At 42.8% G+C, this 13,328-nt stretch carries 10 protein-coding genes; all 10 read right to left on the bottom strand.

Annotation, left to right across the window (positions count from 1 at the left end; genetic code table 11):
- Nucleotides 1-88 precede the first annotated feature (88 nt).
- A complete protein-coding gene (locus DVB69_RS13860; protein ID WP_116019701.1) occupies nt 89-301 on the bottom strand; it encodes a hypothetical protein in 213 nt (70 codons plus the stop codon).
- 896 nt (nt 302-1,197) lie between these two features.
- Nucleotides 1,198-2,235 (bottom strand): ribonucleotide-diphosphate reductase subunit beta, encoded by a 1,038-nt coding sequence (locus DVB69_RS13865; protein ID WP_116019702.1) that lies wholly within the window; start codon nt 2,233-2,235, stop codon nt 1,198-1,200.
- Nucleotides 2,205-2,654 carry a flavodoxin gene (locus tag DVB69_RS13870; protein WP_116019703.1) on the bottom strand — a complete coding sequence of 150 codons (450 nt, stop codon included), beginning with the start codon at nt 2,652-2,654 and terminating at the stop codon, nt 2,205-2,207. Before DVB69_RS13870 ends, DVB69_RS13865 begins: the two co-directional genes overlap by 31 nt.
- Entirely contained in the window at nt 2,639-4,861 is a 2,223-nt protein-coding gene (locus DVB69_RS13875) for a ribonucleoside-diphosphate reductase subunit alpha (protein WP_116019704.1), read from the bottom strand. The genes DVB69_RS13870 and DVB69_RS13875 overlap by 16 nt, the downstream gene beginning before the upstream one ends.
- 430 nt (nt 4,862-5,291) lie before the next feature.
- Nucleotides 5,292-7,409, bottom strand: a complete 2,118-nt coding sequence (locus tag DVB69_RS13880) for a methyl-accepting chemotaxis protein (protein ID WP_116019705.1) — start codon at nt 7,407-7,409, stop codon at nt 5,292-5,294.
- Between the two features lie 144 nt (nt 7,410-7,553).
- Nucleotides 7,554-8,960 carry an alanine/glycine:cation symporter family protein gene (locus DVB69_RS13885; RefSeq protein ID WP_370452988.1) on the bottom strand — a complete coding sequence of 469 codons (1,407 nt, stop codon included), beginning with the start codon at nt 8,958-8,960 and terminating at the stop codon, nt 7,554-7,556.
- 162 nt (nt 8,961-9,122) lie between these two features.
- On the bottom strand, nt 9,123-10,025 hold the full coding sequence (locus tag DVB69_RS13890; protein ID WP_116019706.1) for a chemotaxis protein: 903 nt from the start codon (nt 10,023-10,025) through the stop codon (nt 9,123-9,125).
- 328 nt (nt 10,026-10,353) lie between these two features.
- Nucleotides 10,354-11,154: a PepSY domain-containing protein gene (locus DVB69_RS13895; protein ID WP_233505413.1), complete on the bottom strand. Its 801-nt coding sequence runs from the start codon at nt 11,152-11,154 to the stop codon at nt 10,354-10,356.
- 43 nt (nt 11,155-11,197) lie between these two features.
- Entirely contained in the window at nt 11,198-12,553 is a 1,356-nt protein-coding gene (locus DVB69_RS13900; protein ID WP_116019707.1) for a sensor histidine kinase, read from the bottom strand.
- Nucleotides 12,543-13,247, bottom strand: coding sequence for a response regulator transcription factor (locus tag DVB69_RS13905; RefSeq protein WP_116019708.1), 705 nt, complete (start codon nt 13,245-13,247; stop codon nt 12,543-12,545). The genes DVB69_RS13900 and DVB69_RS13905 overlap by 11 nt, the downstream gene beginning before the upstream one ends.
- Nucleotides 13,248-13,328: the final 81 nt, after the last annotated feature.

Below are 13,328 nucleotides of genomic sequence, written 5' to 3' on the forward strand. Positions count from 1 at the left end.
AAAAAGACTGTAGGAAAACTCCAGAAGTTGGAGTTTTCCTACAGTCTGTGATCGACATTTAAAAATGATGTCTCACTGTTTGTTAGTGTTATAAATCTTGGCTATGCTCATTCCGTGATTCATTTCGAGCTTCTATAAACTGGCGCAGGTACTCCGCTCGTTCTTTTAAAACATTATCAATTGGCGCATTTTCAGCTTTGCCGGAAAAAGCAGATCTTTCTTTAAGAAAGGCCTTAGCCCTCTTTGCTGTATCACTACTATGAGGTTTAAGATTCAACTTTCTATGATTAATGTCCATCATATCAGTTCCCTCCCTTTTCTTTAGTTATAAAAGATAATGGCCCGTTTCTGGAATTAGCTTTATACATCCTACTTTCCGTTGCTTGGAGTGCAGGCGCCGACTCCCGGAGGATCAGCGTGAGTCTTGAGACCCCGCAGTGTCGCGCTCTTTGCGACCGAGGAGGCTCAAGCCACGCCCTCGGGAAAGCGTGCGCCGAAACGGAAAGCAACTGTTCGTATACTACTTTCGCTAGCCCAATTGCGTAAGACCAGTCCATTTTCGAATTCATTATGGCTTGTGAAATCAGTATAACATTTCCATTTCAGAAGAGTATATTTTTTTCATAAATTATCTAACCTTCTAGAAAAAATCTTGCAGACCGTAATACAACCAATCCATTACGTTCTTCATGATAGATGTATTATAAACTTTCCATTTTTCTACAGGAAGTAACCTACTATTAAATACTTTTTGAGGTCAGTTGCAAACTTTGTTATAATAAAATTACATTAGAAGTATTCAACATGGAGTTGACCACGCAATTGCAGTCTATGACATGTTGAAAAATTGTTACTATTGATCACGTTTTGTTGTCTATAGTGCATGATTACTCTAAGTACGCTTTACTCATATCGCCTGGTATATGCGTTGGCGTATCCCCAAAAAAGAACTCGTGTCGCTTAGTACACGCGTTCTTTTTTATTTCTCTCAAGAGCCGAACTTTTTACGCTTAATCAGAATTCTATTGTTGCTGATCCTCCATAACTCTTTAACCCTATCGTCAAACTAACGTCGTTGCGATTAGCCAGCTCGTTTTCTACATACCTATTAATCGAATAACACGTGATATCTGCTCGTCCATAAAAAAAGCCAAGCGTCCATACAGCAATATGCTGAACACTTGGTTTTTATAGTTCTTACAGATCGTCGAATCCATTTAAATCACTTGTTTTTACGTATTGACGAGACGTTTGCTCAAAGAAGTCTGTTTTCGTTCCATCGAAGTTGTCCGTATAGGCACGGATCCACTTCATAGGATTGTCGATGGATTCTGGATAGATTTCGCTGAGTCCGAGCATGCGAAGCATTTTGTTGGCACGGTATTTGACATAGCCGTCCATTTCATCCAAATCAATGCCTTCGATATCAGCGAGCACGTAGCGGCTCCAAATTGTTTCCTGCTCCACAGAATGGCGGAACTGATCGTAAATCCACTCCGTGAATTCCTCTGTATTGTACTCCGGGTTCTCAGCGAGTGCTGCTCTGAAAATATCACTGATTGCTTTTCCGTGCTGTAACTCATCGCGGTTGATGTACGAGATCATTGTTGACGTGCCCACCATTTTTTGGTGACGTGCCATGTTATAGAAGAACGCAAATCCACTATAGAAAAACAGACCTTCTAGTAATGTCGTATAGACCATTGCTTTCAATACAGTTTCAATCGTCGGATTCGTCGCAAATTCGTTATAAATTTCAACGATGCGCTCATTTCGCTTCATTAATACTTCGTCTGAGCGTCCCATCTCAAACGATTCCACTTGCTTGTCATATGTGGTCACAGAGGACAGTACATATGCGTAGCTGTGGTTATGCTCGCTCTCTTGGTCAGCGATTGTTGCCATGATCGACTTAACGGATGGATCCGTCGCAAAGTCTGCAATCTTCATCGCGATAACTGTCTGCGGACCGTCAAGCGTTGCTAACAAACCGATAATCTTTAAAAATGCATCTTGTTCCGCTTTTGAAAGGTTCCCAAACTGCTTCACGTCTTGTGTAAGATCCACTTCATTAGCTGTCCAAAACAAGGAACGAATCCGTTGACGCAATGTATAGAAATGAGGGTGTGCTAAGTTGTTCCAGTTTAGGATACCACTTGCTTCCCCGCCAAAAATCGCAGTTGCTTTGTTTGGATTTGCTGGATTCAGTACGTTAACTCGTGTAAGTGTCTCCAATGGTCTAGCACTCCTTCTGCCCAGTTCGTCACGCGGGTTTCTTGCGCGCCACGCGGGCTTTGTTCAATTTTCAGCGGCTTGAGCGCTGAGTTATAAAAACGGGCTAATTTCACGGCTGCGTTGCAAAATAGATCATCGCCACCGAATTGTGTATCACCCGTTCCAAATACGTACACGCACTTGGGCTTCGCACCGACATCCAGGACAAAATCTTTCACCTCATCAGGTGTCGAGCCTTGGTCCCATGTAAATGACCCAACGATCATTGCGTCAAAATCACGATAATCAGGTACGGGTCCTACTCCGATGCGATGCATCTGAACAGATGCACCGCCTCCCAGTAATGTCTTTTCAATCAATTCCGCAGTTTCTGCAGTATTGCCGCTCCAAGAAGCATAGGCAATTAAGAATGACACCATTCGCACTCCTCAATTTCTGAAGCCGTTGAACGTGTATAGTACGTTGTTTTCATTCCTGACTTCCAAGCTTGCAAGTGAAGGTTGAGCAATACAGAAGCACGGATATTGTTCGGTACATAGAAGTTGAATGATATCGATTGGTCAATGTGACGCTGACGTGCAGCGTTTTGCTTAATCGACCAACGCTGATCGACAATATATGCAGAACGACGGTAAACATCGTACGTATTATGGTTCAAATCCGGTGCAATGACCGGCAATTTATAATCCTTCTTTTCCTCATGGTAGAACGGCTTAAATACAGGGTCAATTGAAGCTGTAGAGCCCGCAATGACAGACGTTGAACTGTTCGGTGCAACCGCCATCAGATACCCATTACGAATGCCAGTTTCTGCAACACTCTTACGTAGCTCGTTCCATTCGTCCGATACGTATTGGCGTTTGTCGAAGTATGCTCCAGTTTCCCAATCCGAACCTTCGAACAATGGATACGCACCTTTTTCCCCTGCAATTTCCATAGAAGAACGAATGGTCAAGAATGCAATTTGTTCGTATAGACGATCTGCGAATTCAACCGCTTCGTCTGACTCCCACTGAATTCCTTCAAGCGCAAGAAGATGATGCCATCCGAAAGTTCCAAGTCCAATTCCTCGGTAGCGACTATTGGTACGCTGCGCTTGGACTACTGGGATTTTGTTTAGATCGATAACGTTATCAAGCATCCGGACTTGAATCGGTATCAAGCGCTCCAACACACCTGCGGGAATGGCTTTACCTAAGTTGACGGATGACAAGTTACAAACTACGAAATCACCTGGTTTCGAACGCGTCACAACGATATCATCTTCCAATGTGACAGACTCAAATTCAGTGGCACTCATGTTTTGCATAATTTCTGAGCACAAGTTACTTGAATACACGATACCCGCGTGCTTATTTGGGTTTGCACGGTTCACTTCATCACGATAGAACATATAAGGTGTACCCGTTTCAAGCTGGCTGCGCATGATGCGTTTCATAATTTCGATTGCCGGAACGGTCTCTCTTGAAATTTCAGGGTGATTCACACACGCTTCATAGCGTTCGCGGAATGTACCCGCACCCTTCGCTTCGTCATAAGAGTCTTCCAGAGAATAACCCATTACCGTACGAACTTCATGTGGGTCAAACAAGTGCCAATCTGTGCGAGCATCGACAGCTTCCATGAATAAGTCAGGCAAGCAAACGCCTGTGAAAATATCATGTGCACGAAGACGCTCATCCCCGTTATTTAACTTAAGATCTAAGAATGTGAAAATATCTTTATGCCAAACATCCAGATAGACCGCTACTGCACCTTGGCGTTGTCCGAGCTGATCTACACTAACTGCTGTGTTATTCAGTTGTTTGATCCATGGAAGAACTCCGCTTGAAGCGCCTTTGAATCCGCGGATAGATGACCCACGTGAGCGGACTTTTCCCATATAGACGCCAATTCCCCCGCCGTATTTCGACAAGTTTGCGATATCCGTATTGCTGTTATAAATACCAGTCAGTGAATCGTCAACTGTGTCAATGAAACAGCTGGAAAGCTGACCGTGTGGTTTTCCCGCATTCGAAAGGGTCGGTGTTGCAACTGTCATGTACAAGTTGCTCATTGCCCAATATGCTTCAGCTATTTTACCAATGCGATCATCTGTCTCGCGTTGCATAAGTGTCATGGCGATTACGAGCCAACGCTCTTGTGGCAACTCAACAGCAACTTTCGAGTAGTTGACAGCTGCGTAGCGATCCACTAGCGTTTTCAATCCGATATAAGTAAACAGCTTGTCCCGCTCAGGTTGAATGAGGGCCCCGATTGCTGTCAGTTCGTCTGTTGTGTAGTTTTTCGTCAAGTCTTCCGTATAAAGACCTTGTTTAACTAGAGACGCGACGTGACTCGCAAAGTTCGTATAGACTGCTCCCCCGCGAATTTTCTGCTGGTCTGCATACAGTTTTTGCAAGTAGAGGCGCGCTGCAACGAACGTCCAGTAGCTAGATGCTTCATCAATCAGACTCAACGTCTCAAGAACCATCGCATTTGTCCATTCATCTAGTCCACCTTCAGCATGTTTTGAAAGCCATTTGTCACTTGCTTGTGTCAGTGGCGCAATTCGTTCAGCACCAAATTCCTCCTGTAAAGCTTCCAGCACGCGTGTTGTATCATTCGTTTCACGGGTTAGTGTCATATCGACTGTCTCCTTCCAATTTCTCTCATATTTTAGCAATTAAAAAAGAGCTGAGAAAACGCATTTTGGAGGCGTTTCCTGCGAAAGCCTTTATGACGGCATTTCGGCATCAGCACTATATATAGTGTTTATATTCTTTATCTACCCTAACATCTTGTGTCAAAACAGTAAATAGGCAAAAAGGGTCGGAAATTTTCCTTAGTTACCTACAAGTGATTTGCACCCGGGATTTTTCCTCGAAATAATAGTTTATCATACATTCATGTCAATACGTTACTTGTACCGCTCTAAATTTTTAGAAACAAAATCCTTGCCCTTTTCTTCCTATTCCGCTTATCAGATAGATGCATGGACATGCAAGACAAATTTAAAACAGAGGAGAAATTTTTGCATTTTCATCCTCTGTTTTGAAAGTTAGTCACCTATAATTCTATTCTTTCTTAGCTAGTTCAAACCGTTCAACAACTTGTTGAAGTTCGCCTGCAATAATTGTCATCTGTTGGACGGAATCTGCAACACGTTCTAGTTCTTGTTGCTGCGCTACTGATGAGGCGCTTACTTCTTCCGCAGATGCAGCTGTCTCTTCTGAAACTGCTGATACACTCTGGATCGCTAGAATTGCCCGATCCTTATGCGAATCCATTGCGGATAAATTCGCAGAGAGCTCCACGATCGATTGGTTCATTTCTTCTGTTAGTTGTGCATTGAGTGCAAATGACTTTTCTGTGCTGGCAACAGATTCACTCTGAGTCTTCATTGATTTTGTGTTTTGTGCAATCACGTCAACAGTCGCTTTCGATTGATCTAAGATCTCTTGGACTGTCTGCTGAATAGTTCCTGTCTCACTACTCGACTGCTCCGCAAGCTTACGTACTTCTTCTGCAACCACCGCAAAGCCTTTTCCATGTTCACCTGCACGTGCTGCTTCGATACTTGCGTTTAGCGCCAGTAAGTTCGTTTGAGCCGTAATACCCTGGATGGATGTAATTACATGGGTAATCCCTGAAATCTTTTCCGTTAAGGCTGTCATTTGTTGTTCCACTTGTGCGTTCATACGGTTCGCTAACTCATTTTGTTCACGCAAACGATCGACTTCTGCAAGTCCGTTTTGAGTAGACTCCACTGTTTGACGGGATAACCCATCCATATTTTCAGAAAGCGCAGAAATTGCAGTTATCTGCTCTGCGAGATCTCCTATGCGGTGGCTCGTCTCTTCCGTGTCTTCTGATTGCTTGGATGCCCCTTGAGCAATCTCTTCCGTCGCAACAGAAACCTCATGGCTGGACGCAACGATCTCTTCAAACGTATGGTTCACTCGAACGGATGAATCCGTAAGACGCGAAGAAGCTGACAATACTTCCACAAGTGCTTCATTTGTTTGGCTGAGCATGTGGTTATATGAAGTGGCAACAGAGCCGATTTCGTCTTGCTTCAGCTTACTCACGTCGACTTGTTCCGTCAAATCTCCTGAAGCTGCCATTTCCATTGATTTCTGAACGCGTGTTAACGGGTTGATCTGGCGGTATACAAAAAATGCAGTAACGAGACCCATTAACACCACCATAACTGCAGCTGCAATTAGCGTAAAGATTACAATACGTGCAAAAGGAGCAATGATTACTGTACGTGGTAGTACTGTTTGAACAGACCACGTCTGATCGAAATCATTTAAGGTAATCGGCGCAAAAACGTTGAATGCTTTTTCGTCATACGTTTTAGAATCCACATACAAAGAGCCTGTTTTTCCAACCGTTAATTTGTCTTTCACAGATTGCCAATCAATGGCGTCCTTCATATTAGAGTTGTTCATCTGCTCTTTCAGACTGTTTTGTATAAGAACCCCATCATCGGATATGACCGAAGCATAACCACCTTCAGGAGCGATTTTCTTTGTTAACTCCCCCAGAAAGTCTAGGGACACATTTGCACTGATGACCCCGGCAAAATCACCATTTCCCGCTAGTAATGGAACAGTTAAGGATGTATAACTTTTGTTTTTTCCGTCTACCTCATAAGATGTGGGTTCTTGGAACAGCGATTTCTTATCCGCTTTCGGTTTTATATACCAATCACCTTCACCTTGGTTTTCATATCCGCTTGCTGCTTCGATTTTCATACCGCCCTCATTTTTCAATAAATACGGGATGAATCTTCCTTCCGAATCTATGAGTTTCTTGTCAGATTCAGATAGGTCATCTGTAGAAAGGAAACCTTTTTCAAATACCGCATTCATACTGACTGCATTCGGATTCCTCTTAAGATTCGCTTGAAGAACCGATAACACATCGGTTGCTGACAATTTTGAATTTGAGTTCATCGCTTCCAATGTCTCTTTAGTCGTATTCAACGACTCATCTGTTTGCTTGAATTGCTCACTTAACTTTAATGCAACCCGTTCTGTATTCGTTGTTGCAATTTCCTCAGCATTATTTACGGTTATACTGTGCGTATAGACCATGGTGCCTAATGCATAAAGTGCAAATAACAATAGAAACACTCCTATTATGAGTGAGGATAGCTTAAAGACAACACTTTTCGACTTTTTCATTACGTACATCCCTTCTGTTTCATATGACTTAATGATTATAACCATTAGCATAAGAAAAGGATACAATTTAGACCTTTTGTCACAAAAGAGCCACTAGACGAAGGACTCATCTAGCGGCTCTTTCTATTTATTATTCATTGTAATTTACTTTGGTTGTTCTTCTCCCCAACATTCGGTTCCCTTTAAACCAGGAATCGATTTTGCTTCGAACTTAGGGTTCAATCCTTTTCTACGCTGAATCGTGAAGTCATCCAATACTTTGAACGCGATGCGACTCAAGAGGGCGATGACAATGAGGTTCAATACAGCCATCAGACCCATGAATACATCTGCAAGATCCCATACAGTCTGTACTTTCGCCATAGCTCCGAACATCACCATACCAAGTACAGCAATGCGATAGACCGTCATCCATACCTTATGGGCATTCATGAATTCAATATTTGTTTCCCCATAATAGTAGTTTCCGATTATTGAACTGAATGCAAAGAACAAAATCGCGATCGCTACGAAATAAGGGGCCCAAGAACCCACGTGCTCCGCCATGGAAGCTTGTGTCAATAGAATTCCATCTGTCTCGCCTTTATCGTAAAGTCCAGCGAGTAAAATAATGAATGCTGTCGCTGAACAAATAATAATTGTATCGAAGAAAACTCCAAGACTTTGAACAAGTCCTTGTTTAGCAGGATGCGTCACATTTGCTGTCGCAGCAGCATTCGGAACACTACCCATACCTGCTTCGTTTGAGAATAACCCACGACGAACGCCTTGCATGATCGCAACTCCGACACCGCCACCAACCATTTCCTTAACGCCGAATGCATGCTCAACAATCAAGGTAACCATTGCAGGGATTTCAGTAATATTCATGATAACTATATACAAAGCTACAATAATATATAATGAGGCCATGATAGGCACGATTGCTTGCGTCACTTTTACAATCCGTTTGACACCGCCGAATATAATAATTGAGGTTAACACAACAAGCGCAATACCTACAGCCCAATCCGGAATATTAAACACATCAGAGAATGACTGGCTAATCGTGTTTGACTGTACCGCGTTAAATATAAATCCGAAACATAATGTTAGTAATATAGCAAAAACGATTCCTAACCCTCTCAAGCCCAAAGCCTTTTGCATGTAGTAGGCAGGACCCCCACGGAATGTATCGCCGTCTCGCACCTTATAAACTTGCGCCAACGTACTCTCGATGAAAGCGGTTGCCATTCCAATGATGGCAATGATCCACATCCAAAATATTGCTCCAGGACCACCAATTCCAATCGCGAGAGCAACACCCGTCACGTTTCCTGTGCCTACGCGAGATGCTGCACTGATTGTAAACGCTTGGAATGCCGAAACACCGTCTTCACTATCTTTCTTTTCAGTTATTAAACGGAACATTTCACCGAAAAGACGAAATTGAACAAACTTCGTTCCGATTGTGAAGTAAAGTCCGAGCACTAGCAACAAACCAATAAGGACGTATGACCATAAATAATTATTGAAGGAACCTGTTACCCAATTCATAAAATCTGTTAGCATCCAGCTACACCTCCACTTTTTGTATTCTATTGAACTTCTATTCCACTTGTTTCTTCTGTACCCTCTTTTTTTACGGAGTAGACAAGAAAAAAGTGCCGATGGTTAAGTAAACCACCGACACTGCGTGAATTGCAATAGAAATTGCTATACACCGAATATTTTTTAAAGTACGTATTGATCAATTTTCAAAACAAGCTCCGCAATTTCCGGTTTGCTGATCTGTTCGTCTGCACCTACACTTGTCCCTTTATGCTTTAATTCATCTGTGATTAACGAAGAGAAGATGATTACAGGCAATTTTGCAAGCCCTTTATGCTCTCTGATTCTCCTAGTGAAATGATGACCATCCATCTGTGGCATTTCAATATCTGTAATGACGAGTTGGATTGTATCCGCAACGTCTTCTGTTTCAGCTAACTTCTCCAAATAAGCGAGCGCATCTTTACCATTCTCAAAAAATTCCACTCGATCATAACCAGCTTCTGCTAACGTTGACTGCAATAATTTCCGTAAAAGCGGAGAATCTTCCGCGACGAGCAATCGTTTATCCGAGCGTTCACGCTTACCTAGTTTCTTAATTTGCTCCATACGAATTCCTGTTTCAGGACTAATCTCCATGACGATTTTTTCAAAGTCCAGCAAAAGCATCATCTCTCCGCCAAGCTTAATGACCCCAATGACAGGAGAAGTTTCTGCGGAGTATGCACCAGATGGTTTCTCAATCGCATCCCATGAAATCCGGTGAATCATCGTCACATTGTGTACGTGGAATACGACTTGTTGTTTATTGAAAGAAGAAACAATGTACTTGTCATTTTTAGGATTCGCAGATGGCCCCATTCCTAAAACACGTTCCATATTAATGACAGGCAAAATTTCACCACGTAATTGGATAATCCCTTCCACTGCAGGGTCCGCATGAGGAATTGGTGTGATCGGCATGGGCACAATAATTTCTTTTACTTTTATGACGTTAATGCCATATCGACTTCCTGCTACTTCGAATTCCACAATTTCCAGTTCGTTTGTTCCGCTCTCTAATAATATTCCACTCTCATAAGCCATCGCAATCAGTCCTTTTCGTATAGTCACAATTTTTTCGCGTTCGTCCCACGCTTCGCGATTCTGCGCGAAGCGGCTCTATTAGTCTATTTCGGCATAATGTAGTACATGCTTGAGGGCTCCCCCTCTTTTTTCTCAAATTGTGCGTATCTGTTGGCAGAACTGTGTCAGGTTGCTGTTGGATTGTGATCATAAACCATGCATTCCGCTCATAACTCTCAGAATGTGATCATAAATATCAAATTGTGATCATACACTTTGAGAGTTCACAATAAAAAAACCGATCAGCGTTAGCTGATCGATAGATCTTCATTCATTATTCTCATTTTAATCAGTCATCCCACGTGACGGACATGATTTTTCCAGAAATAGCATGAATTTGATAGGTCGCTTCATCAGGTCCATCATCTACATCAATTTCAATTTCGACGAGGTAATAACCACCTTCTGACGTGTTGACAAAGTCAACGTCATCTACTTCACCATTCAATTGCCCCAAAGCAATTTTGATGGCTTGTTGTTTACTGATGATCACCGTGTTCTGCTGTGCCGATTTATTTTCATCCTGGTGATTTTGATGGGAATGGTCACGGTACTGGTGATGCTCGTAGTTCTGATGTTTTTGCTGTTGTTGTTGTTGGGGCTTAGGACTTGGTTTAGGGCTCGGTTTAGGCGTCGGCTGCGGCTGAACCGGAGCTTTTTTCGGAGCTTCCGGTTGTGGTTCAGCCTCCTTCTGTTGTGATTTAGGCGCCTCTGGTTCTGGCTGTGGAAGCACTTCTTCCGTTTTCCCTAGCGAAGACTTGTCTTTCTCAGCTTTTTCAGCATTTTCCTTTTGAATAGAAACCAATTCTTTCGATGGTTCCTTCAACACCATGGATATGACTTTCCCTGTTTCGCCATCCACACGAACGGAATAGACGGAACCTCCACGCGTAAGTGTCGCTCCATATATATCATCATTCAATAACAAATCGCTTACTTTTCCATTGTACATCGTTTCGAGTTGATCCTTAATCGAATCGGACGGAATGGTATCCGCATGGGACACAATACTTTCCATATAAAACATCCCTGCAATAACTAGGAGTAGCAAGAGACTGAATGGCAGCAAAAACTTCCTGCTCTTTTTCATATCGGTTCACCTCTCCTTTAGAGTACCAGGTAGACATTAAAATTTACTGAGAATCATTCACTTTCATAAGCCAAACTGATACTTCCGTCCCTTTGCCTTCCTCACTCTTTATGTCTAGCATTGTTCCAAGACCAATCGCGATTTCGTTTGCAATGGCAAGTCCTAAGCCAGTGCCTCCCGTTTTCCGACTACGGTCTTCATCCACCCGATAAAATCGGTCAAATAAGAAGGGGATATCTTTTTCAGGAATTCCTTTTCCGTAATCCTTGATAATAATCCGTAAATATTCATTTCGTTCTTCCATCTCAACATCGATTTCACCTTCACTATATTTCCGCGCATTGTCGAGTAGGATAATCAAAAGCTGTTTTAAATGGGGGCCATCTGTTGATAAAGTCAACTGATCCGATCCTTTAATCTGAATGACCCTGCCATAGGCGCTCGTAATCATTCGGGCGGCATCCTCCACAACCACACGTACGTCTGTGTCTTCGAATACGTAGGAAGCCGGTTCATTATTTCGGGCAAGGTCCAACATTTGCTCAACCATTTCCTTCATACGTTTCGTCTCGCTACGAATTGCATTCAATGCCTCTCCTGTAAGTTCCGGCTTTTCCATCCCACGACGCTCGAGAAGTCTCGCATAACTGTCTATGACTGTAATTGGCGTTTTTAATTCATGAGATGCATCTGAGACAAACTTTTCCTGTTTGCGATAGTTTTGCTCCAGCTGGACCATTAGCTCATTGAACGTTTGTCCCATTTGAGCCAACTCATCTTTTCCCTGTTCAGGCACTGCAATTTGCTGGAACGTACCCGATCGACGACTATCTGTCATCGCTTGAATTAGCTTCTCAATCGGCTGCGTCACAATTCGTCCGAGTGTAATACTTGAGATGATAATTGGAATCATCGCAAATAACGTAATGCCGATCATAACCATTTTCAACAATCTCAAATTCGCTTTCAGATCCGTCAATACTTGAGTAACCTCAAGCTGGACCACTTCACCCGTCGGCCAAATAGTTGGAATTACAATTGAAAGTGCTTCATAGCCATCGTATGGTACAAGCGTATAGTCTTCGTCTTTTTTAGGAACGGGAAATCTCTTGTCCAATCCTTCCATAGATTGCACAGTTAAAACATCATCACCGTTCTCTCCTACAATTCGGAGAGCCCCATTTGGTGGCACATATGCGCGCAAAATGATCTCTGCTTCTTCCTCATCAGTCATTTTACTTAACGCGACAGTTAACTCTTTCGCACTCCCGAGCAATTGACTGTATTCTGTTTTGTGTTGCGTCCTGTCAAATGTGAAGTAAATCCCTAAATTGCTTAAAATGAGCAAAACTAACATCATTAAAGTAGAAAGGGAGTGGATTTTGTTTTTAAGTTTCATGACGCAAATCCTTTAATGCATATCCAACCCCTCGGACCGTATGGATGAATGATGGACCGCATTCAGGATCAATTTTCTTTCTTACATATCGTATGTACACATCGACTACGTTTGTATCTCCGTAATAATCGTATCCCCATACCGCATCTAGTAATTGCTCTCTAGTCAACACCTGATTTGGATGCTTCAGCAAATGGAATAACAAGTCATACTCACGAGGGGTCAACTCGACTAGATCTCCACCGCAACGAACCTCCCGTGTCTGATCATGAATTGAAATTCCGTTAAACTCGTGTAAATGAACGTCCACTTCTTCGGGAGCACCTTTAAACGAAAAACGGAGCGCCGAACGAATTCGAGCTAGCAACTCTTCGATTTCAAAAGGCTTTGTCACATAGTCGTTGGCGCCTAAATCGAGTCCTGCCACTTTATCTTCCATATCACTTTTCGCTGTCAGCAAAATAACTGGAGTCATCGTTTCATCAGCACGAATGCGTCGCAATACATCCAGTCCATTAAGACCTGGCAACATGAGGTCAAGTAGAACCAGATCCCATTCCTGTTCTCGATACAAGATGAGACCGTCTGTGCCCGTATGGCATGTCGCCACTTCGTATCCCTCAAACTCAAGCTCCAGCTGCAACACGCGTGCGATACTTTCTTCATCTTCTATAATTAATAGTTTTTCAGCCATCGTCAGTTCACCTTTTCCATCGCTTAGTCATCAGACTCCGTTCGCTAGCGCTAGAAGCGAACGGAGTCTAAACGAAAGTTT

This window comes from Sporosarcina sp. BI001-red, from assembly GCF_003384035.1.
In the GTDB taxonomy this organism is placed as follows: Bacteria; Bacillota; Bacilli; order Bacillales_A; family Planococcaceae; genus Sporosarcina.

Coding starts and splice junctions, on each gene's coding strand:
- DVB69_RS13860 (WP_116019701.1), bottom strand. CDS start 301: ATGATGGACATTAATCATAGAAAGTTGAATCTTAAACCTCATAGTAGT.
- DVB69_RS13870 (WP_116019703.1), bottom strand. CDS start 2,654: ATGGTGTCATTCTTAATTGCCTATGCTTCTTGGAGCGGCAATACTGCA.
- DVB69_RS13875 (WP_116019704.1), bottom strand. CDS start 4,861: ATGACACTAACCCGTGAAACGAATGATACAACACGCGTGCTGGAAGCT.
- DVB69_RS13880 (WP_116019705.1), bottom strand. CDS start 7,409: ATGAAAAAGTCGAAAAGTGTTGTCTTTAAGCTATCCTCACTCATAATA.
- DVB69_RS13885 (WP_370452988.1), bottom strand. CDS start 8,960: ATGCTAACAGATTTTATGAATTGGGTAACAGGTTCCTTCAATAATTAT.
- DVB69_RS13890 (WP_116019706.1), bottom strand. CDS start 10,025: ATGGCTTATGAGAGTGGAATATTATTAGAGAGCGGAACAAACGAACTG.
- DVB69_RS13895 (WP_233505413.1), bottom strand. CDS start 11,154: ATGAAAAAGAGCAGGAAGTTTTTGCTGCCATTCAGTCTCTTGCTACTC.
- DVB69_RS13900 (WP_116019707.1), bottom strand. CDS start 12,553: ATGAAACTTAAAAACAAAATCCACTCCCTTTCTACTTTAATGATGTTA.
- DVB69_RS13905 (WP_116019708.1), bottom strand. CDS start 13,247: ATGGCTGAAAAACTATTAATTATAGAAGATGAAGAAAGTATCGCACGC.